22 protein-coding genes are annotated in these 23090 nt (G+C 41.3%); 6 read left to right on the forward strand and 16 right to left on the reverse strand.

What is annotated here, in order from left to right; translation table 11 throughout:
* Positions 1-38 precede the first annotated feature (38 nt).
* From PHU20_RS03435 to PHU20_RS03475, 9 genes are all read right to left on the reverse strand, one after another.
* Positions 39-941, reverse strand: a complete 903-nt coding sequence (locus PHU20_RS03435) for a hypothetical protein (protein ID WP_274823940.1) — start codon at positions 939-941, stop codon at positions 39-41.
* A gap of 71 nt (positions 942-1012) precedes the next feature.
* Entirely contained in the window at positions 1013-1696 is a 684-nt protein-coding gene (locus PHU20_RS03440; protein WP_274823941.1) for a DUF6799 domain-containing protein, read from the reverse strand.
* A gap of 368 nt (positions 1697-2064) precedes the next feature.
* On the reverse strand, positions 2065-2685 hold the full coding sequence (locus tag PHU20_RS03445) for a DUF2202 domain-containing protein (protein WP_274823942.1): 621 nt from the start codon (positions 2683-2685) through the stop codon (positions 2065-2067).
* A 146-nt stretch (positions 2686-2831) separates the two neighbouring features.
* Entirely contained in the window at positions 2832-2972 is a 141-nt protein-coding gene (locus tag PHU20_RS03450) for a hypothetical protein (RefSeq protein ID WP_274823943.1), read from the reverse strand.
* Between the two features lie 12 nt (positions 2973-2984).
* A complete protein-coding gene (locus tag PHU20_RS03455) occupies positions 2985-4442 on the reverse strand; it encodes an NAD(P)/FAD-dependent oxidoreductase (protein WP_274823944.1) in 1458 nt (485 codons plus the stop codon).
* A 196-nt stretch (positions 4443-4638) separates the two neighbouring features.
* Positions 4639-5715, reverse strand: coding sequence for a cytochrome d ubiquinol oxidase subunit II (gene cydB, locus PHU20_RS03460; RefSeq protein WP_274823945.1), 1077 nt, complete (start codon positions 5713-5715; stop codon positions 4639-4641).
* A gap of 2 nt (positions 5716-5717) precedes the next feature.
* Positions 5718-7049, reverse strand: coding sequence for a cytochrome ubiquinol oxidase subunit I (locus tag PHU20_RS03465; RefSeq protein ID WP_274823946.1), 1332 nt, complete (start codon positions 7047-7049; stop codon positions 5718-5720).
* Positions 7050-7332: 283 nt separating this feature from the next.
* Positions 7333-8307, reverse strand: coding sequence for a DUF438 domain-containing protein (locus tag PHU20_RS03470; RefSeq protein ID WP_274823947.1), 975 nt, complete (start codon positions 8305-8307; stop codon positions 7333-7335).
* A complete protein-coding gene (locus tag PHU20_RS03475) occupies positions 8307-9017 on the reverse strand; it encodes a DUF542 domain-containing protein (protein ID WP_274823948.1) in 711 nt (236 codons plus the stop codon). Before PHU20_RS03475 ends, PHU20_RS03470 begins: the two co-directional genes overlap by 1 nt.
* A gap of 168 nt (positions 9018-9185) precedes the next feature.
* Between PHU20_RS03475 and PHU20_RS03480 the strand changes: the two genes are divergently transcribed.
* Together PHU20_RS03480 and PHU20_RS03485 are read left to right on the forward strand one after the other, a co-directional pair.
* Positions 9186-9527: a hypothetical protein gene (locus tag PHU20_RS03480; RefSeq protein ID WP_274823949.1), complete on the forward strand. Its 342-nt coding sequence runs from the start codon at positions 9186-9188 to the stop codon at positions 9525-9527.
* Between the two features lie 83 nt (positions 9528-9610).
* Positions 9611-11887 carry a TonB-dependent receptor domain-containing protein gene (locus PHU20_RS03485; RefSeq protein WP_274823950.1) on the forward strand — a complete coding sequence of 759 codons (2277 nt, stop codon included), beginning with the start codon at positions 9611-9613 and terminating at the stop codon, positions 11885-11887.
* Positions 11888-11954: 67 nt separating this feature from the next.
* Here the strand turns inward: PHU20_RS03485 and PHU20_RS03490 are convergent, their stop codons facing one another.
* Complete coding sequence (locus PHU20_RS03490; RefSeq protein ID WP_274823951.1) at positions 11955-13265, reverse strand: OmpP1/FadL family transporter; 1311 nt, start codon at positions 13263-13265, stop codon at positions 11955-11957.
* Positions 13266-13749: 484 nt separating this feature from the next.
* Here PHU20_RS03490 and PHU20_RS03495 point away from each other — a divergent pair, with 484 nt between their 5' ends.
* The 3 genes from PHU20_RS03495 (at position 13750) to PHU20_RS03505 (ending at position 16493) form a co-directional block, all read left to right on the forward strand.
* Positions 13750-14970, forward strand: coding sequence for a sulfite oxidase (locus PHU20_RS03495; RefSeq protein WP_274823952.1), 1221 nt, complete (start codon positions 13750-13752; stop codon positions 14968-14970).
* Positions 14971-15456, forward strand: a complete 486-nt coding sequence (locus PHU20_RS03500) for a monoheme cytochrome C (RefSeq protein ID WP_274823953.1) — start codon at positions 14971-14973, stop codon at positions 15454-15456.
* A gap of 158 nt (positions 15457-15614) precedes the next feature.
* Entirely contained in the window at positions 15615-16493 is an 879-nt protein-coding gene (locus tag PHU20_RS03505; protein ID WP_274823954.1) for a sterol desaturase family protein, read from the forward strand.
* A 22-nt stretch (positions 16494-16515) separates the two neighbouring features.
* On the opposite strand, the gene PHU20_RS03510 is transcribed toward PHU20_RS03505, so the two are convergent.
* The 6 genes from PHU20_RS03510 to PHU20_RS03535 all read right to left on the reverse strand — a co-directional run bounded on the left by PHU20_RS03510 (position 16516) and on the right by PHU20_RS03535 (position 21974).
* Positions 16516-17316, reverse strand: coding sequence for a carbonic anhydrase (locus tag PHU20_RS03510; RefSeq protein WP_274823955.1), 801 nt, complete (start codon positions 17314-17316; stop codon positions 16516-16518).
* 108 nt (positions 17317-17424) lie between these two features.
* Positions 17425-18471, reverse strand: coding sequence for a c-type heme family protein (locus PHU20_RS03515; protein WP_274823956.1), 1047 nt, complete (start codon positions 18469-18471; stop codon positions 17425-17427).
* Positions 18471-18740 carry a cation transporter gene (locus PHU20_RS03520; protein ID WP_274823957.1) on the reverse strand — a complete coding sequence of 90 codons (270 nt, stop codon included), beginning with the start codon at positions 18738-18740 and terminating at the stop codon, positions 18471-18473. The genes PHU20_RS03515 and PHU20_RS03520 overlap by 1 nt, the downstream gene beginning before the upstream one ends.
* A gap of 52 nt (positions 18741-18792) precedes the next feature.
* The gene (locus tag PHU20_RS03525) at positions 18793-19134 is read right to left on the reverse strand and encodes a rhodanese-like domain-containing protein (RefSeq protein WP_274823958.1); all 342 of its coding nucleotides are present in this window, start codon (positions 19132-19134) and stop codon (positions 18793-18795) included.
* Between the two features lie 328 nt (positions 19135-19462).
* Complete coding sequence (locus tag PHU20_RS03530) at positions 19463-20095, reverse strand: Crp/Fnr family transcriptional regulator (protein WP_274823959.1); 633 nt, start codon at positions 20093-20095, stop codon at positions 19463-19465.
* A gap of 376 nt (positions 20096-20471) precedes the next feature.
* On the reverse strand, positions 20472-21974 hold the full coding sequence (locus PHU20_RS03535) for an aminotransferase class V-fold PLP-dependent enzyme (RefSeq protein WP_274823960.1): 1503 nt from the start codon (positions 21972-21974) through the stop codon (positions 20472-20474).
* 282 nt (positions 21975-22256) lie between these two features.
* Here PHU20_RS03535 and PHU20_RS03540 point away from each other — a divergent pair, with 282 nt between their 5' ends.
* Entirely contained in the window at positions 22257-22937 is a 681-nt protein-coding gene (locus tag PHU20_RS03540; RefSeq protein ID WP_274823961.1) for a hypothetical protein, read from the forward strand.
* Positions 22938-23090: the final 153 nt, after the last annotated feature.

A 23090-nucleotide genomic window follows, 5' to 3' on the forward strand; every position in this document is an offset into this window, starting at 1 on the left:
TCATAATCGGTAGTTTGCCTTTACAAAAAGGAAAAAAACTACTTGCCTTTATTTGTAAGGAACCAGTAACTGATACCTGCCGACCAATAAAACACATTGGTCAAATCCTCTTCAAAAACGGCATCGTCAGTAGTAAATGTTGCATTACCCTGTGGAAATGCCCATGCAGGGGTAAAGGAAAAAATGAATCGATCATGATAATATTGGATAGGTATACTGATTTCAAAATTCAAAAGCTTAAATTGGGATGCTTCCACCAATTCCAAATTTGTTGCGGGATTCGAATCGGAGGCCATTGTTCCAAGCCCTTTCCCTTTTCTGTTCCCCAACCGACTTGTAGCATAATACTCTTGGTAAAAATACTGGGACCCCATATGGACGCTCATTGTGGGATCGATCAATAAATCGTTATCCACTGCATAAAAAACCCGATCTATCTCCAATCCGGTAAAATAATCCGGTGAACTTGATGTATTGAAATAGCTACTTGCTGTCAGGGTAATTTCCAAAGTTTTCAAGTCGCAACCCAATATTCCCGTAATATCACCGATAGTTTCGGAACGTACGTTATAACTGTTCCCGTTAAAGAAATAAGCCGTTCCTGAAATACCTCCACTCCATTTTTCCGAATCGAAGGTATAACCGGTGCTTATTAAGAAAAGATCGATACGCCCCTCCTCCGATCGGGTCAAGTAAGATGCCGATGCTTGACCAAAAAAGCCCGTAGCATCGTAATATCCCATTGAAGGGAAAATGTAAGGCGCGGAAATCGAATCCCGCCTTCCCATAAATACCGCATCACTGATATAACTTATATCGGCAAGGAAATATGACTGGTCCCGGTTGGATTTATCCGCGGCCATTATCTTATTATTCTGTGCCAATAACGCAATTGGAAGTATGGTAAGAACAAGCAAGGAAACTATGCCCTTCGTTTTCATTGTTCATGATTTTTTTTAATAATAGGGGCCGCCTCATCGACAATTTCGAGGCAGCCCCCCAGAGAAAATCCTCAAGTACTTTTTTTACCTTTCTTTTTCGAAATCACCGGTTTTTTAATACTTGTTTTCTTCATCATTTTTTTGTTGGTCATTTGATTTTTTTGAACCACCATTTTTCGGTACTGCAATAAGTTCCTGAACTTCTCGCCTTCCATATTCAAACATTCCCCCTCTTTCAATTTCATTTGCTTACGGTTTTGTGTTTGATAGGTACCATCCGGATTTACATGGCCGCCATCCGCAAGGTCGATTTGATGCTGTAGTCGATGTTGGTATTGGTTTTGTATCCTATACAGTTCCCCATCGACCATTGTGTACAGTACACGATTGCGATTACCTTCCTCTATTTGGTTTTTTGCCAAGCCACTATTCTCTTCGTATACCTTATATTGAAACTGATATTCATTACGGTATTTTATACCTTCACCATCCAAGCATTCGCCATTTTTTAAGCGTAAACGTTCCCCTGCCATGGTTTGATAAGTACCATCGGGATGTATTATAGTACCATCGGCCAAGGTCTCATTGTCGATTAATCGCAATTGTTCGCGATTTTGGATCTGCAGCATCTCCCCGTCAACCAAGACCAAATTGGTGCGGTCCCGATCTTGAATACGATCCTGATCCCTGTCTTGGGCATTTATCAAAGTGATTCCCAGAATCACCAATACCGCTAAAAACATTGTTTTTTTCATGATATTTATTTTTAGTTAAGAACATTACAAAGTAAGATGACACTACTCAAACCAAAATGACCTTAGTCATGTAAGAAACTTATCTTCAACTATTTAAATCCAATCTGATTATAAACAAAAAAGCACCCATCAAGAGACAGGTGCTTTAATCAACAACCAAACAAAATTGACCAATGGGCACTGATCAATTTATCATTCAAAATCCCAATATATTGCCTTATTGGAACAAGGTGTAAATAATCCCAAGGGTTTACAGTTACATTTGTTACATAAAAAAGACACTTACATAAACTTTGCAGTGCCTTTTTTTCAACAACAAAACAAAGAAATATTATCGGTCATTACCTTTTTAACCTAACCAATTCACCCTATTGACCGCATTGCTCGTTGGCCGCTTCAATTATTGCCGTATATGCTTCCAAGGTCAAAAATAGGGGTTCATAACTTCCGTTCGCACTTTCCAGGGCACCCACGAAACTTCGCAGGTGGTTGCGGGAGCCACATTGCAGGTTCTCGAATACCGCTATCACATTGGTGTTAGTCGTTACATCAATAAACTCCTGCAGATCAACGATATCCAGATCTTCTATGGTCGCACCAACTTGAAGTGCATTTATGGCATCGATTTCCCCTTTTTCTATCAGCTGATCGTACAATCCCTGTAATTCTTCATTTTCAAACTCCCCATACGCCCGCAGGGTATAATCAATTCCATACCAATCCAACAAATCGGCAACGGCATCCATATGGGATTGTTCACTCAATTTAATGCTCGAAAATTGGGTAATTCCGTATAGACCACCCAAATAATCATAGGTATCCCGTGCCATTTTTTCTTCCTCCAACATAAACAGCAATGCCTTTTCATCTTCATCCAATAGGGTACCGACCACTACTTCATCAGTGGTACCATCCGATTCATCATCACTACATGAGAAGCACAGACCGAGAACGACGACGACAAGTGCGCCTATTTTAAATTTCCCCATTATTTCCCGAATGATTTCCATGAATATAAAGTTCCTAAAAACATCTATTCCAGACAGTTACTTTTGTTACACAAAAAAGGCACTTACAGAAAATATGCAAGTGCCTTTTCATCAACAACCAAACAAATCAATGAAAAACAAGGGGGTCATTGATCAACCCTACGGGTTCCCCCATGGCCACCAGCAACAATGACCAATATTTTTAAACTTAAATAGATGAACTTAAAGAATTGAATGATGGGGTTCATCATTATAAATCGTTTAGTCTTTGAAATTCTACGTGTCATTTTGGATATATTTTATTCTGGAATCAGCCACCAAAAAGGCTTCATCTTTGCTTTATATAAAAACGCAAAGTGTAAGGCCAGTTTCAACCAATGTCCGGCCAAACCTATTTCACCGAAGGTTTTGCCCAAACGTCGGCCATAAGTATCCGGGTATTTATTAAAATCAGGAACTATCGGGAATGTCGTAATACTAATACCACTACCTTTGGTCAAACCATACCCGGAAGACGCTATACAGGCGGCCCCCATATTCCCCATTGAACCTTTGTGGCGTAGTGACGGCTTCTTGTTTTTTATGGTGTCTATAATATTATCGGCGACCAATTTAGCCTTAATACCCGATGGCATCCCGGTACGTGGTGGCGATGGCGATATTGGTGTACCGTTTTTACTGACCCTGGGTTTGGAAATGGCATGAGGCGGGGCGAATGCGATGCCTGGAGCGAAGATATTACCGTAAGATGGATTCTGGTAGGTTTCCGGCCAATCCTGCACCGACCATTCCTCATAAGGTTTTGGAGTGTAATCCGCATCAACGATCATGAATCCTTTAAAGAGTTTGTCGGTAATATCTTTATTCTTCTTGTCGAAAGCTTTGAATCCATGTCCTGAAAATGCGGGAATCAACATGGCAAAATCATAGGTTTCCGTGTGGTATTCCCCATCCAGGGTTTCATAATGGGCGATTCCATCCTCAATTTTATTAACACCTGCCCCAATGATCCATTTAATACCACGATCTTCGAACACCATCTCGACTAACTCACTCGACTTCATGATATTACTACCATAGCTGAGCAACATTCCGTCCATACCGAAATCCCCCAATTGGGGTTCGTTGGCAATCCAAGTCAACGCTGCCATATCCCTTACCCCGTGCCTATTCAATTCTTGCTCAACATTCAGTATGTATTCGAAAGCAGCCCCTTGGCAGGTAGATTTGGCATGACCGGTCCCGATCAATATTTTCTTCTTTTTGCCTTGTTTCATCTCTTGGATCAATAGATCCAAGGCATGCCATGCTTCCGTGGCATGGGTATAGGTACATACGGAATACGCTTTATTCGTACCGGGTTGTAGCCCTTGGGTCATATCAAATGCCAATTTTGGGCCTGTGGCATTTATAAGATAATCATAGGGGACCTTTTCTGTAGTTCCGGTACGATCACCGGCAACATATTGGGCCATTATATAGGGGTCTTGGGTTTCCATATCCCCTTCGGGATGAAAAGTGACCGCCTTGGCCTGTTTAAAGGCTATACCTTTCTTTTTATACAAGGGAGCCAAAGGGAAAAGAATGTCCTTGGGTTGCATTCGGCCGATACCCACCCAAATATTCGAAGGAATCCATTGATAATTGCTATTGGGAGCTACAACTGTGACAGTATGTTCCTTTGATAGCTTTCTGCGTAAATGACTCGCAGCGACATGCCCGGATATACCGGCACCCAAAACAACGATTCTAGCCATTTTTGATTTTTGTTCAATAAAATTAATCCCGTTTAAAAATAAATGCCATGATTACGATCATGTGTACCATCCATTCCTATACCGTAAAGATTATATTTTAATTGAACTCATACTGCCACTTTTGTTACACTGATAACCCTATTCCGGATTTTGGCAACAAAGTCGGTGAATAGGTTATTACCGTACTACTCTTGGATTAATGTTCGCCATAGCCTACATCGTCCATTTTACCTTTAAATACACGGTATTGGACCACCATATAGACGATAACCAAAACCAAAGCGATAAAAAACCAATTCATACCCACCGATAACCCATATTCATGGGCGGCCATATTAAATAGGGTCAATGACGGGTTCACCGTATTGGTTGAAGGTAATAATTTAGGGAAAATCGAAGCTACGGTCGATGCCAATCCCCCGAAAAGAAACAGGGAGGAAAACAAAAATCCCATTCCGTCCTTTTTGAATGTCCTTACTTTGAACATACCGAACAACCCAATGAATGTAATTATCGGGAACAACCATAACATCGGATGCTCAAAAAAATTGTGAAAAGGGTTCGGTTCAATGATATGCCAACTCAATAAGGAAACAACGACCAAGGCAAGCAATACGAAATTCAGGACAAACACTACCTTTTTCAATTTACCATTTAGGCTGGAGTTGGTTTTGTATATGATCCAATTGGCCCCATGTATGGTCAATGCGACCACACTAACGACCCCTAGGAACAAAGTAAACCAATCGATTATGCCCAAATGTTCGGCTTGTGGACTGAATTCAGGATTCCACAATGGCAAAAAGAAATAATGGGCCTCTTGGGTAGATACACCATTTTCAACCATACCTAAATTAACACCTCGGACCACATTCCCTAGGGCGACCCCAAAAAACAAGGCCAATAGCAAACTGGCTACTCCAAAAGCCCTATCCCATATCAATTCCCATAAAGCATTATGGACCTGTCCGCGTAACTCCAGACCAATAGCCCTAAAAATGAGCAACCATAAAATCATGATCAATGGCAAATAAAATCCACTGAAAGAGGAGGCATACAAGGTAGGAAATGCAAAAAACAACACCCCACCTGCCGCGATCAGCCAAACCTCATTGGCATCCCAAAAAGGACCAATGGCACTGGTAATGGCCTTCTTGTCCTTTTCGGTTTTGGCAAAAAACAAGTGAATGATCCCTGCCCCAAAGTCATAGCCATCCAAAATAACATAGACGGCCAACATGGTCACTAAAACGATATACCAAAATAATTCCATAATTACTGTTTTATGATATGGGGTCCCTTATTGATTATTTTTCCGGCGAGCATTAGAAATAAGAGCCCCAGTAGCAAGTAAAGACCGATAAATCCTAGCAAAGTGAACAACGTATTCCCGGCCGACACCGTGGGGGAAGCCCCTTCAGTCGTACGCAACAGGTTGTAAACCAACCAAGGTTGCCTTCCCAATTCGGAAGTATACCACCCTGTGGTATTCGCGATATATGGAAATGGAAGCATAAACAACAATGACCACAATATCCATTTCGTTTTATATAATTTCTTTCGATATAATTGAATGGCAGCCAAAAACATCAGTCCTATGAAAATGGTTCCCAACCCGACCATTATATGGTAGGAATAGTAGAGTCCGGGAACATTGGTCGGGTAATCCTTAGGGTCGAATTCGTTCAATCCCTTGATCTCGGCTTCCCAATCCTGATAGGTCAAAAAACTAAGGATATTGGGTACCGCGATTTTATTATCCAACTTTTTCTCCAACATATTGGGTTGTCCTATCAGCACGATTTCGGATCCCCCTTCGGCTGTCTCAAAAATACCTTCCATGGCAGCAAAAGTCACCGGCTGGTGTTTTACCACGTTCTTGGCAACCATATCCCCCGTTGGGAAGGCAACCAGAATACTGGATACAAGTCCGAAAATAACACCGGTCTTTACGAACAATTTACCAAACTCACTATGCTTATTGTTCAAGATGTAAAAAGCCCCTATGGCAGCAACCACGAAAGATGAGGTAATGACCGAAGCCAATTGGTTGTGCAGGTAGGAGGGCCACAACCAGGGATTGGAGAACAGGGCGGAAAAATTATTAAGAACGAATTTCCCGTTTTCCATTATTTCATAACCCACCGGGAATTGCATCCAGGAATGTGTGGCTATAATCAGGAACCCACTGGCCCAAGAACCTAAAAAGACCAAAAAGCCCGATACAAAATGTAATTTATGTCCTAAAAGTTTTTCCCCAAAAAGGAACAATCCCAAAAAAGAGGACTCCAAAAAGAAGGAGAACATTCCTTCCATGGCCAAGGTCTGCCCGATGATACCTCCGGTCAGCTCGGAAAACTTCGCCCAGTTGGTACCGAATTGAAACTCCATCGGAATTCCGGTAACCACGCCCATGGCAAAATTAAGGGCAAAGATCTTCATCCAGAATTTGGCAGCTTCGTTATACTTTTCCAGTTTGGACCGCAAGAACTTCCATTTGAAATAGACGATCATCAGGGAAAGTCCCATGGTCAATTGGGGAAAAAGATAGTGAAAGGTAATCGTGAACGCAAATTGCATCCTATCATAAAAAAGCATGTCTTCCATTCCGGGGATCATTAAAAAGGATTAGTGGTTTCATTCTCCATAGGATGATACCGATGGTTAAATTTCCGATACTTGAAAAAGAATAACCGTAACCCTTGTTACATTGGCGCAAAATTATAAAAAGTTACCCTAGATTATGTCCTCAAGCCTGTTAATTTGAAAATAACTTGGTAAATGCAGAAGATATCAAAACCTCAGGATAAAAGAAGCCCCGTGAAACAAATCACAGGGCTTGGCATCATCGATAATAAATCCTATTTAAAACGAAACAAGGAATAAACACTCAATCCCAATCCAATAATCTTTTTTGTCCTTCCAACTTTTGTATATCGGTAATGTCCTGCGACATTTCAATAACCCCTTTATAGTTTTTATCCGTATCGCGGATGGCAAAGTACCTGATATGTATGACCCTACCTTTAAAATTGAACCAAAATTCAGCGACATCTTTGGTGCCCGCCTTAAATTCATCGACAATTCTAAGCACCATATCAACACTCTTGGGGGGATGACAAAAACGCACTTCCCTTCCTATAATGCCTTTACTTCTAGCAAAAACCCGATCATCGCCCCTATTGTAAAAGATCACTTTATCGTTTTCATCTACATAAGTAATGTCCACGGGTAGAAAGCGCAACAATAAATTAACCTGTTCCGGGGTCATATAACCTTCATCATAATGAAAGGTGTTCTCCAAGGAAAATGATAAATCGCGTTTTTTGGTGTCCTTACTAGGATGTACATAGGTTTCTTCTACAATTGGATAAGGGGATGGCTTCTCCAACAACATCCAACCAATTTCCTCATCCCCTTGATAAAATTCCTTCCATTCATCCTCTGTCAACAATTCCATTGCCGTAGGGAATAAACGCATATCCTCAATACCCATCAATCGCTTTATCCCATCGATAAGGTACGGAAGGTTATCCACTATTTTTTTGGTATTCCTCTCAGCATTGTATGTATTGATCAACCGAATTTGATCTCTTAAATTGTCATGAAAAGACCACATGCCCTGGCTTGGACCATTCCACCCGTGTTTCTCCAAGTAAGGGAATAACTGATTTTCCTTACGTGCGAAACGTTTTTCTATAGTGGTAAGTTGATTGTAAATATTGAAGTACTTCTCAAAATCCGCTACGGGATCGGCTTCATAAATTTCCAATAACAGATCATTGATCAAGGCTCCTTCCTCGTAATAGACTTTTATGGGGTGCCCGTCGGGCAATGTTTCCACAGTGGGTAAAAATGAATTCATTATTCGATGATTTTTAAAGATTTAGGTATTAAAACATGTTTTTCGAAGTGTATATACTTATGTACTTCAAAGTCTAATTGTTGTAGGTTTTGGTATAATGACCTATAGGAATTACAGGCGTCTTCCGGCACGGTATAGTTTGATGATAGGTTTGCTATTTTATTGAACAGATCCACAAGCGGACTTTTTTCAGCAGTAATCACGTCTATTGCACCCCTTAGTGTTTCCATCTGTTTAAAAGTAATTTCGGCACTGGGATTATCCAGACTCAATATATCGTCGATTGCCGGAAAAAAGCGATCCAAAGTACTTGCAATCGTCCTATCGGTCTGTTTTCCCGCCTCCTGAAGAAGTTCGTTTATGGTGATTACCTCACTATGGTTTTCACCATGGACATTGGCAACTTTGGAAGCCAATGGTAGTATTTCCTTAAAACTCCGTTCAATAGTTGGGTGGTATTCGGTTTTTGCCAACTGCATTAAAGAACCGAGGTCATGATCGGTTAAGCTGGGCATACCGACGATTTTATTGTTCAGCGACTCAATCTCGTGCTTTAAGGTCTCAAAGGCTATGCCTTTTTCCTTACATGCAGTTTCCAAGGTCACTCCTCCCCCACAGCAAAAATCTATTTTATATTTACTGAAAATATGGTCTGAACCCAATTTTTTGGAAACCACTTCGGCAACTGTATTTTCCTTTACTATCCCCATAATATGTACAATGATATTCCCTATTTAAGATTAAAAGATATTATTATCTTGTTTACAAAAGTAAAAGTCTGTACAAACCTGAATTATGATAAAAATCAGTTTATGAAGAAAAAGTTGCATTAACTTTGTATTGTGAGCAATCATCCGAGAACCATAACGACTTTTTTCTTGGTTTTAACCCTCGCCAGTAGTTTAAAAGTTGCCGGCACCCTTAGCTATTATGCCTTGTTCACCGATGATTTCATCGACCGATATTGTGTAAACAAAGAACGTCCTGAGTTACACTGCGATGGCAAGTGTTATTTGGCCAAAATGCTTTTACAGGAGTCCAACGATGATCATCCGCCAATAAATATTGAGCTTTTAAAGAATGAGACGATTCTATTTTTGGAAAAAAGCCCTGCCTTTGAGATTATCAGCAACCAAGGATCTGCCATTGCCAATTATCAGTACAATGATCGTTACGAATACTGCTACCTAAAAGAAGTTACCCACCCACCCCGTTTATAACATACATTGCTTTTTATGCTGAACGATACGATCCACCGTATCCTATTTCGGCTTTATCTAAACTTTAATTAAAAGAATCAACAATGAATGTTAAACATTTAATGGTGATTACTTGTACCTTGTTAGGTCACGCAATCAGTGCCCAAAACTTCAAGGGGCAGGTATTCTCCCAAAAAGATCATACACCCGTACAGGAAGTACATATAACTTTGAACGACAAAGCCATTGGCTATACCGATGTAGAAGGATATTTTCATATCACCGTTCCTGAAAAAGGGGCTGAATTAACCATATCCCATCTGGGATTTCATCCGATTAAAAAATTCATAACCCCACAGGAGAAGGTGGACTATTTCTATCTAAAAGAAGCTCCCCTTCAAATTTCCGGAGTGATCGTGAGTGGTGATTCCAAACTGGATCCCGTATTTGCCCTGGAAACCAATGATTATGTAAAGAAAATAGTACAGCCAAGAAATGTAGCCGATCTCTTTAATGGCATAAACGGATTTGCTTTGATAAAAAGGGGCAATTATGCCAATGACCCTAGTTTTAGGGCTTCCCAATACGAACAATTGAATGTTCAGTTTGATGGGGGCACCAAAGCCATGCATGCCTGTCCCAATAGGATGGATCCCATTACCACCCATGTCATCCCAGAGGAAATCGATAGGATAGAAATCATTAAAGGCCCTTATACGGTTCGCAACGGTGCCACCTTCGCAGGTATCGTGAACATGGTAGCCCATTTGCCCGATGCCAGTGATTATGGCTTACATGGCAGTATACAAAGTGGTTACGAGAGTAACGGGGGCTCTTTGGTCTCCATGGCCCGGTTGCAACAAGCCACCGAAAAATATGACGTAACGGGAAATGTCGGCTTTCGGGATTTCGGCAATTACGAAGATGGGGACGGCACTGAGATCCCTTCGTCTTTCCGAAGTTTGGATTACGGACTTAAAGTGGGGTACAATTTCACCCCGAACCAACGTTTACAAGCCCACTGGCGACAATCTTTCGGCAGGGACGTTCTTCATGCCGGTCTACCCATGGATACCGATCTCGATGATAGCAGCATTCTGTCATTGGATTATAAACTATCCGGTTTGAACGGTACCCTTCAGAATATTGAAACCAAACTATATTATAGTTATGTAGACCATATCATGAGCAATACCAACAGGCCCAGCTATATGATGACCCATGCAACATCGGAAATCAATGCCACAACAGCAGGGGGCAAAATCGAATTTAAACTGAAACCCAGTGAAAAATCGATACTCTACACCGGCCTGGATGCCATGTATGTCGCCAGGGATGGGGACCGAACCCGCATCGTACAAAGCTCAATGACGGAATTCGAGGATAAGATTTGGCAGGACTCCTACATCAACGATTTGGGACTTTTTGTTGAGGGAAAACAACCCCTAACGGAACACACCATCCTTACCGCAGGTTTGCGGTATGACCTGGTCACTTCGGAAATAAAGGATCCTGAAGATGACTTTGCAGCAATGTACCCCGATTTGGACAAACGAAACGAACATAACATAAGCGGTACCTTATCTTTGAAATACGTTCCTAGTAACCGGTTTACCATGGAACTTGCCTATGGACGAGGGGTTCGTTCCGCCAATATGATCGAAAGGGTAATCAATCATTTTACCGTTGGTCAAGACTCCTATGAATATATCGGCAACCCCAATTTGGATGCAGAGGTCAACAATCAATTCGAAATCGGGTTTTCGGGTAGACTACCCTTCTCCGATCAGACCAATGATCGTTTTAATTATAGCAGCTCATTCTACTACTCTTTTTATGACCATTATATCGTGGCCGTGATCGATGAAACCCTGACCCGTAAGTACATGCCCACTTCCGAGCCCATCAATCCCAAGGTTTTCAGGAATTTGGACAAGGCCTATAAGACCGGATTTGAAATTTCGGCTGGAATCGACTTTTTCAATGATTTTAATTTTACAACGGAGTTGGCCTATGTCTATGCCAAGAACAAGGATTTGAACGAATCGCTCCCCTTGGTACCCCCCTTGACCACCAGTCTTAAATTGGGGTACGAAGTAGAACGTTTTTGGGTAAATGCAAACTATAGGATTACGTCGGAACAGGATAACATCGCCGCCTCTTTTGGAGAAACGGTTACCCCTGGCTATGAGGTCATGGACCTTCGTCTGGGTATAGTACCTTTAAAGAACTTGACTTTGGGTGTAGCGGCGCTCAATGTTTTTGACGTGACGTATCATAACCATTTGAACTTTTCATTCAATAATCAGGAAGATTTTTCACAAATTCCGATCAACGACCCGGGTCGTAATCTTTCGGCCTTTGTGCAGTACCGATTTTAAAAAATGGAAACGGGGGCCAATGCCCCCGTTTCCTTTATCCTAATTTAAAGGGATCCTTAAAACTATTTTATTTGGCAAACGTATAACTCAAACCTATCTGGATCATAGACGTTGTCATATCATAAGACACGGATGACCCTGAAATGGCCCCATAAGGATTACTTGATGATATCATCATTGGACTTAATAATTCCCCTTCTGTTTCACCATTGCTATCCCCATAATGGTACACAGCATCAAAATTCCATTTGTCACTTATTTCATAACTGAATCCAAATTGATAGGCATTTTTGATTATTGCAGTAGCGGGAATATTAAAAAACGCCACTTCTTCCGGTATAGGGTTCGAACTATAGGTATAGCCAAAACGCAATGGCAGTTTGTTTATTCCCTTGTATTGAAGTCCGACCGATAAAATGGAGATATTCTCCCATCCAAAACCGGCAACCGATGCTGTTTGTGTCCATCCAGTTTCAGAAAAACCGTCGGTATTTTCATAATCCACCCTTCTAAAATCAACAGCTAAATCAACATCCCCTGTTGAATATCCAAAACCAAGGGATAAAATCGCCGGATAATCCATTTGAAAATTATTATTGGAAGTACTACCGTCTAAATACGTATTATCGAACTCAAACTCCCCAAATTTTTGGATTGTTTTATACGAGGCTCCCAATTTTAATCCGAGACCGGAATCATAGAATACCCCAAACTGGGCCCCAAAACCAATGGCTGAAGCTTTATCCGTGTTTGGATATCCGGCCGTAGTTGGGCTTGCAGTTGGGTTAGGCGCCAATTCCAATGCCGCATAATCCAAGTTCGGCTGGATCCCGATAGAAATCTTATCCGTGAGCTCATACGCATAGGATAAACCTACCTGTAATAACATATAATCGGATTCTATACGACCAAAACCACCCATACTTTGTGGCATATTGATAGGGTTGGTCGTACTCTCGGGAAATGTTACCCCAAAACCACTGATTCCAAAGGCAGAGGCCCCAAAGGTGTGTTTACTTCCCTCCTTGCCCCAGACCATGGCCAAGGCAGGCATAGGGGATACACCGCGATCATCTTCAGTGGTACCACTATAAAAATTCCCTGTTTGTTGTCCACTAGTATCAAACTCCGGTACAGTGGAATAAAGTTGGGGAGAAGAAAAGAACAACCCTAAATCAAACTTGATGATTTTATCATCAAAGGTTGCCATAGCGGCAGGATTCCATTGAATGGCTCCTGAAATATCCAAGGGTTGGGCCGTAGCCGCACCTCCCATAGACATATTAACAGCTCCCACGCCCTGCATGATATGACCCGACTGGGCCATTACGGCAGAAACAAAGAACAAGAAAAAGCAATTAACGATTGAATGTTTCATAGAAGTTAGTTATTTAGTGTACCGACCAATGGCAATGGCACTCCACGTCATGGATTGCTGTCCATCATCACCGGTCGATGGTTCAGTGATATATGGATTAAATTTAAAAAACACAACCCTCTGAATTGATGACATTTATCATAGACCTGAATTTCAGGCAATCAATCCCCCGAATAGCCTTATTTTAATGGTATTCCGGGAATCGCTAATAAATGATTTTGGGTTCAGGAGATCGGCAAGTAGAACATTTTTGTAACAATTGTTACAAAAAATATCGCCATATTACAGCCCAAAATCCTGGTTTGGGGTATCGGGCCGTAACCGAATCTAAATGTCTAACCTTTGGGTATGGTTTTAGGTCAATGAGGTAGGTCATAACATAAAATTTATCAACTAGTTACATTTGATTTCCTGTGTAACTTTTGTTACAGAGTTTGGCCTTAAAATATACGTATCTTAAAACACAGAAATTTCAATTCATGCGATGAAAAGAAGAAATTTTATTAAAAGGACTACTTTAGGTTCATTAAGTACTTTGATCGGGGCAGAAATCGTTTTTGCCGATACCATGCCAAAAGGGTATCTCCCCTTGGCTTTTCAGGACCCCGACCCTTTCAAAATGTTCAACAAAAACAAGGAAATGGAAGTGCTCAACGACAAACCTTGGAACATTGAGGCCAAAGCCCATTTGTTGGATGATAAAATTACCCCGAATTCATCGATGTTCATTCGAAACAATGGTTTAATTCCGGAGCAGATCGACGCCAATACCTGGACGTTGACCATAGATGGGGAATCTGTGGACACACCGAAATCCTATACCTTGGAGGAATTGAAAACAAAGTTCAACCAACATACCTATCAATTGACCTTGGAATGTGGCGGTAATGGCAGAAGTGAATTCGATCCACCGGCCAAAGGGAACCAATGGACCGTAGGTGCCGTCTCCTGTGCCAGTTGGACCGGAGTTCGTCTTCGCGATATCCTGGAGGATGTTGGGGTGAATAACGATGCGGTTTATATCGGATACCATGCCGCCGATGTACACCTAAGCAGGGATCCGCAAAAAGAGCCTATTTCACGGGGAGCACCCATGGCCAAAGCGATGCAGGACGAAACCCTTATCGCCTTTCAAATGAACGGTAAGGATATACCCTTGGCCCACGGTTACCCCTTACGATTGGTTGCCGGTGGCTGGCCTGCTTCGGTCTCAGGTAAATGGGTCAACCGTATAAGTGTCCGTAATATCGTTCATGATGGCACTAAAATGACCGGTACCGCATATCGGGTACCCTGTAATCCCGTTGCCCCGGGTGAAAAAGTAAAGGATGAAGACATGTGTATCATCGAATCAATGCCCGTGAAGTCGTTGATCACCTACCCCAGATCGGGGGCAACGATCAAAGAAGGAAAAGCCTTGGATATCCGTGGCCATGCCTGGGCAGGTGAATTGGAAGTGTCCAAAATGGAATACTCCATCGATTTTGGGGCCAGTTGGAACGATTGCCCCATTGAGAAGCCCTATAATAGACTGGCTTGGCAACATTTTGCGACCAAAATCGACTTTCCTAAAAAAGGGTATTATGAAGTATGGGCCAAGGCTACCGATTCCCGTGGTATAAGTCAACCAATGTTATTACCCGGATGGAATCCGAAAGGATATTTGAACAATGCATGCCATAGAATCGCCATAAAGGTCGTATAGATGGAGGATCAAACGAAATTCAAACTACAGGTCAAGGCGATATATCGAATGCTGTTAGGCATCTTTGGCATATTCGCCATTGCCGCCTTTACCATACTGGTTCTTTTGTCTAACCCTCAATTGTTGGTAAAATCAAAACCAGGGGTGCAAGCATTGAATGAAGGGTATTCGTCGGTTCCTGCAGAAGACGATTATGATAAAATAGAAAATGGGATCCATGTGCGCACCGGTTTGGTAGATGCGGAGGGATTAATGACCGTAGTGAACAATTGTACCAACTGCCATTCCGCAAAATTAGTGACCCAAAATAAAATGAATGAAGAACGGTGGATATCGACCATACGATGGATGCAAGAAACCCAGAATTTATGGGATTTAGGCCCTAATGAGGAAATTATCGTCAATTACTTGGTCACCAATTATCCCCCAACAAAGAAAGGCAGAAGGGAAAATTTGAAGGACATTGAATGGTACACCTTAAATTAAAGGCAGTACCGCAAGTTTTATTGAAACTTTCGGTTTTCGCCACAACATAAAAAATATTAAAAAATATCGGCAATCCTTATATGATCCGTATGATGCGTAAAAGTATCCAAACGGTCAAATAAGGGCCAAGAATACAGTTCAACTTAAATTAATATGCTATGGAAAAATATGTAGATGCTTTTGTAAACTCCTTTTTAGGAAGTGTTGAATGGACCTGGAAATCCATTATATTCGAAGTTCCTTGGTACACGAATTATTTCTGGGGTTTGACCGTTATATCATTAGTAGTTTGGATTCTCGAAATCTCCTTCCCCTGGCGAAAGGAACAATCGATATTCCGTAGGGACTTTTGGTTGGATGGGTTTTATATGTACTTCAACTTCTTCCTATTCGCCATAGCCATAAGCGGATTTTATAAATTACTGGGGGTACTTTTCAAGGATGTCGGGATTTCATCCAAAAGCCTCACCATTATAGACCTTTCCTCCATACCCGTTTGGGGGCAATTGTTGATTTTCTTTATCATTCTTGATTTTGTACAATGGTTTACCCATGTATTGCTACACAAGTATCCCTTTCTATGGAAATTCCATAAAGTACACCATTCGGTAAAGGAAATGGGCTTTGCCGCCCATCTGCGGTATCACTGGATGGAAAACATCATTTATAAACCCTTAAAAACCTTGGGGGTTATGGTCTTGGGCGGTTTTGAACCCGAACAAGCCTATATTGTCCATTTTATAGCAATTGCCATTGGCCATTTAAACCATGCGAACATCAAGATAACATGGGGACCGCTGAAATATATTTTCAACAACCCAGTCATGCATCTCTATCATCATGCCTATGTATTGCCCAAAGGGTCTTATGGCGTGAATTTCGGAATAAGCCTGAGCCTATGGGATTATATTTTTAAAACAAATTATATTCCGGAAGACAGTGGTACCATTAAACTCGGGTTCCCAGGGGATGAAAAATTTCCCCAAGATTTCTTCCACCAGAACATTTATGGGTTTGGTAAAAAGAATCAGGATTGATGGTCTTAAATACGCCCCATAACTAATTGGCAGTAACAAAGAGTTGTCGACCGTTGTGGGGTTGTTCGTTCCTATAATTATTTATGGGCATCAGGTTCTTTAGGAGATCTACCTGTTCCAAGGATACCGTAATGGGTTCTTTGAAAATATACCAATTTACCCCTTCGGTACATGGGGGCGTGGTCAAAGACCCCGTATAAAAGAAATAATCCTTAAGCTCGGGTAGATTGTCATTCATATTGAAAGGTCTGTCCACTTTTTTACTTTCACCGGCCTTAAGTGGTAAAAAACTTTCCAAAAAATCAAAAGGGATACTGCCCTCACCTTCTTTGGCCATAACCGAAATAACGGTGTACTGTCCGGAATCATCCATATGGACCAGATGCATTTCCAAGGGATATCGAACCCCGTCGATGGTATGCTCCGAAGGTTCATGAAAATGTACCTGTTTTAAATCGTATTTCAATCCGTTGACCAAGATATAATCCCCAGTTTCGAAGTTATATTGGATACTATGTCCGTTATTGGTAACATCATGGATCCTGGTCTCATCGGCATAGTAGAGGTCTATAGCCTTTAAATTACCGTTCTCTTTGTATTTCACAATATTGATGGGGGATTGAAACTTACCGTTGCAATCCGAATCGACCTCAATTTCGGCCCAATGCTCCGGACCCGTTTCCCCTGAATAACTCCAATGTTTATGGGCCTTACCATGTTCAGACCCTTCCATGTTGGAAGTACTTTGATGGTTGATCGACTTATTTTCTTTACAGGCAACTAGAACCGAAAATACAATTAGGGGAAAGAAGGAATATTTCATTGGGTAAAATGGTATTGGAACGAAGGCCATTTTATTTTAAGGAATGACCACATGTTTTAAAATCGCATCGAAATTAAAACTAATATTTAAGTATTTAAAGCGAGACGATTACTTTTTATAAAAAACAATACTCCACATACCCCTAACTTGGTTTTCGGAATATCCCAAGGCCTGATCGTTGGGATATAAGGCCTTTAAAGTACGTAAGGTTTCAGGGGTTACATTTTCATTCGGTAGGCCATGGCATTGAAGGCACATGGTATTTGTAGTTATAGGGGAATAGTAATGTACCTTATCATCGATTTCATCGATTATCGGGCTTACCTTATTTCCCTTTTCCACCGTATTCTTAAAGGCCGCAATATACTCGAGCTCTTGGGAATCTGCCTGGTTATCGGGATTCCTCGGTTTATCGGAAACCCTTTTGATGTTTACGCCTTGTACTGTTGCCATACTATCGGTCAACTTTATGGCCCTAAGGTTACAAAATTGAACAGCCCCGACGGTGCCCTTCTTTTCAATAGCGGTAATAAGGTTTTTACCTAACTGCGCTTTGGTGGCAAGGGCATACTTCATTCCCAAGGCATTGTAATCGGTAGGGGTGATACCCTGTCTTGTATCCAAGTTCATCGGTCTGCCCATTCCACCGCCATTCCCTTGACCTCTACCTTTACGCATACCCTGTCCTTGGCCCATACCTTGACCCTGGGAGTTCTGCCGATAGTGCTCTTCAAACCAATCCGGTTGATCAATTTCATTTTCATAAAGATATTCCGCAATGAGCTTTATATCTTCCTCTGGGTAAGGAAGAAAGGGCATTACCCCAAAACGCTGAACGGCCCCGGGCATTTTTGATCTTTCCAATGTAGGGTCTTTCGACCAATCGATGAAATCCTGTATAAAGGCATTCTTGTCCCTAACGCCCATTACGTAACGCCTTTTAACGGCTGCCATGGGAGGTGCCAACCTATTTTCCTCCGGGGTGGTAGCATCATGGCAAGCATAACATTTGGTTTCCATGATTTTCTTCCCAGGATGTTGTAAAGCCGATATATTGGTTTCGGTGGTTGTATCCATAGCGGTTGTTTCCGTGTTTTTCGCATCCTTACAACTTGCGAAAACAAACACTAGGGCCACACAATACAGGAGTTTCATTATTTCGCCATTTTACCCGTAGCACAACTCACAAAGGATTTTGCCTTTGAAGCAAGGGTGTTTTTATTATCTACCGATGGGTAACCCAAATTGATCAGTCTTTCCTTGACTTTTGATAGGTCGTCGGAGGTATTATAGGCAAATGTTACGGAAGATTCTTCAGGAACGACCACTACTTCAGAAATGTTCTCCATTTCGGATAATTTGTTGGTAATGGTTCGTGCACATCCGCCACATTTTAAGTTCTGTACGATTATGGATTCTTTCATGTTCAATATTTTTATTTGTTCGGTTGTTTTAATTTTTCAATCTATATAGGGCTTACCACTGCATATACCCGCCTTTTAGGTCGTACACTTTTTCAAAACCCATATCCAAAATTTTTCGTGCCGCTTTTCTACTCCTTGCCCCTGATCTACAATAGAGGTAAACGGGTTTGCTTTTATCCAATTTCTCAAAGGAAGGTTTAAAACTTCCACTTTGGAATAAGTCGATATTAAGTGCTTTTCCTATATGCCCACTATTATATTCCCTTGGGGTACGAACATCCACCAATTGGACTTTCTTATTTTGAATGGCCTTTTTAAAGGAATTTTTATCAAGTACTTCGAACTTATTGGGATCGAGGCTACTACCGCCGAAAAGAGAACTTAGGAATGACATTTGATTTCGTTTAATTGCTAATTTATTGTTTGTGTATTAAAACAAGGGAATGACAGGAATCAACCTGTCGTCCCCTTGTTACCCTAGTTATAACTAACTATTTTAATGTATGTTCAGAGTGCCACGGGCGTATCCAAAAAATCCGTGTCCTTGCATTCCGACCCCCATCTTCCAAGTAACGGTTAAAATTATAATCGTTATATGGATTTTTAAGTAACATTGGTTACATAATGTATCGGAACGTAGGTCATCAACACATATCGATCAGCCGAATATGGAGGTTTTATTGAGACGGGATCAAGACTTCACCATTTGGAAGGTCAATCCCTTATGCATTCACCAATTTAATTTGATTTCTATATAGCTCGATCTCACCGAGGTTTTCCAATTTTTTCAACAATCTTGAAATGACCACCCTAGAGGTATGCAATTCATAGGCAATTTGCTGGTGTGTGGTACTGATCTCATTGTCTTTGGTTACTCTTGCCTTGTCCCTTAAATACTTTAACAGCCGGTCATCCATCCTTAAAAATGCAATGCTGTCTATGGTTTCCAACATTTCATTCAGTCTATTGTGGTAACTGAGCAGGACAAAATTGCGCCAACTCGTATATTTTGCCAACCATTCCTCCATTTTTTGGATTGGGATCATGATCAATTTGGCATGGGTTTCCGCAATGGCCCTGACTTCACTCTTTGTGTGCCCCATACAACAGTTCAAAGTCATGGCACAGGTATCCCCATGTTCCAAAAAATACAACAATAATTCATCACCATCCCCGTCTTCCCGAAGCACTTTTATCACTCCGGAAATCAATAAAGGCATGGACTTTACGTATTCCCCGATTTCCATGAGCTTATGGCCTTCATGAACTTCCCTATATGTACCGGTCTGATTAATTTCATTGATCAGTTCCTCTTCAAAAATATGTCCGTAATTGGCTTGCAGTTCTTTTATCATACGATTATTGTCGAGATTTCATTTGTATACTAGGAGTACTTCAAAAATAACCCTCAAATCTGAAATTATGAACGATTAAATCGAATACTTTTAAAAATCTTCCATTTTTTAACCATTCTTCTTAAAAAGCTTGAAGGTGTATGGTTTGAAGCTTTAAAACAATCCAAAGTACAGCCGAATAGCCCGCGAATAATCGCCAATACAACGATGCCGGAAGCCCCCCTTCGCTGAACGCAATATCCAAAGGGTCCATTCCCTTTTTCGGTAATCCCTCAGCTTATGATCGGCAATAGTATGCTCGGGAATGGATGGTCTTATCGGCATTTATGGAACACCGACGGAAAATTTTCAAACCGCTATGAAAAGGGCAGGGTCATTAATCATCAAACCAAGTTTTGACCAAGCTTTGCTCATTTTGGCTTCCTTTACTATGCTCAAATTCATTCTTGGCCAAGTTATGGGTATAATCCCTACCCCATTCTTTATGGTTTAGGGCAACTTGAGCAATGGCATCACAAATGAAATCAATTTCGGCATTGGTCATGGTTGGGTGAATGGACATCCGGATCCACCCTGGTCTCTCCATCAAACAACCTTCCAAAATCTTTTTTTCGATGGCTTTGGATGTCAATTGGTCTACATGCAAAAGGTAGTGCCCATACGTACCTGCACAGGAACATCCTCCCCTGGTTTGAATTCCGAAACGATCATTCAATAACTGAACGATCAAGTTAAAATGGGCATCGTCAATATAAAATGAAAAGATGCCCAGCCTATCTTTATGTTCATTGGCCAGGATATGGAGATTGTCGATTTCATTCAATTGCCCGAAAATCCTTTGATTCATTTCATGCTCCCGCCTATGGATATTGTCAACCCCCATTTGTTCTTTCAACTTTATGGCAAGGGCCGTTCTTATCGCCTGTAAAAAGCCAGGGGTACCCCCATCTTCCCGAGTCTCGATATCATCGATATAATCATGGTCGCCCCAAGGGTTGGTGTATGTAACGGTACCTCCCCCCGGATTATCGGGTATGAGGTTTTTATATAGTTTTTTATTGAAAATAAGTACGCCACTTGAGCCAGGGCCTCCTAAAAATTTATGGGGGGAAAAAAAGATCGCATCCAAATATTCCTCTTCATTTTCAGGATGCATATCAATATCCACATAGGGTGCCGAACATGCAAAATCAACAAAACACAACCCATTATTGGCATGGATCATTTTGGCGACCCTATGGTAATCGGTCTGTATACCCGTAACATTGGAACAGGCCGTTATGGAAGCTATCTTCAAGGGATGGTCCTGATATTTTGCCAATAATTTATCAAAGCTTTCAAAACAGATCAACCCTTGATCGTTACAGGGGATGACCTCAACCTTGGCAATGGTTTCCAACCAAGAGGTTTGATTGGAATGGTGTTCCATATGGGAGACAAAGACAATCGGTCTCAATGCTTCGGGAATTTCCGTATATGGTCGTAGGTTTTCAGATACTTTGAGTCCTAAAATACGTTGAAATTTATTCACCGCACCGGTCATACCACTACCTACGGTAATAAGCACATCGTCCGAATTGGCATTTACATGCCGTTTTATCTTATTCCGAGCTTCGTGGTAACCCATGGTCATCACCGAACCTGTAAAGGAGGTTTCCGTATGGGTATTGGCCACGAAAGGGCCTATTACATGGGATAATTTATCCTCGATAGGGCCATATAACCGCCCACTCGCCGTCCAATCCGCATACAATATCCTTTGTTCCCCATAGGGGGATGTAAAAGTCTGATCGACCCCGATGATATGTGACCTGAATTGTTGAAAGTAGTGTTCCAAACCTGAAGCTGTCTCCGTCATTTTTATTGTAGATAATCCCATGATACATTATTAGCTTATAGGTGAAAAATCCCTTTATAGTACCTAAAATAGCAGGATATAAATCAAAATCACCAATCAGATTTTAAAAATAAGCAAAACTTTTAAGCTTTTATTCGAGTAAAAGTACTTAACCCCGATAATATCGGACCCCACACACCAACTACCGGGAAAAAACCATTTATAATACCTTGTTATTGTGTTATTTAAATATTGGAATTGTAACAATTGTTACATATAAAAAGGTCTGTTTCCCATAAATTGAAGAAATCAAAAGACAAAATTATGAAAAAAGATTTCGAAACAAAAATCATCGGTTGGGCCTTTATCGTATCGGCCGTTTTGCTTTGGGGGGGATGGTTTTTTTCTCCCCATCATTTGGGGGAATATATTGTAGCCTCCGACTTTACTGAGATCAATAAAAACTTATGGACGTGGATATGGATCTACCGTATGCACATTTTTGGTTGGGTGATCATGGGGATCGCCATGTTCGCCTTAACCGGAATAGCCACCAAAAAACCTTACCGTGTATTGATCTATCCAGGAACCGGAATGATAATCGTGGGCACCTTTACCTTGGCCATCGCAGCGGCTTTCTACTATACGTTCGGAGCTTGGGGGGTTGGCAATACCATGGGAAAATCCCCTGAGGAAATCCAGGAAATCATGGATGGCCTACTGTTCACCAACCATTATGTTACTTGTTTTGTACGATTTGGACGTGTATTCTCGGGGGTCGGATTGGTTATTTTAGGAGCGGCCTTTGTAAAATGGAGTATCCTGAACAAAGGACTGGGATGGTTTACCATTCTTTTGGGTATCGCTGCCATGGGCATTATTATGGGAATCCCTGATAACTTCGAAATCTATAAACCCATATTCCATCTTAAGGTCATTTGGCTGGTATTGATGGGGTTGACCTTATTGACCAAAGGGATAAACCTTCCCGATGAAAAAGAATAGATCTCACTACGGTCAAGGTTAAAACAAGCAACGTCCCGAATTAATTTTCGGGACGTTGCTTGTTTCAATATCGAATCAAAGTGGGCGGAACAAAATCATACCCATATTAAGGGTTATTTGTTTACCGTTACCCTTTCATCCTCGATTACCCTG

The organism is Maribacter polysaccharolyticus, assembly GCF_028882255.1.
GTDB lineage: Bacteria > Bacteroidota > Bacteroidia > Flavobacteriales > Flavobacteriaceae > Maribacter_A > Maribacter_A polysaccharolyticus.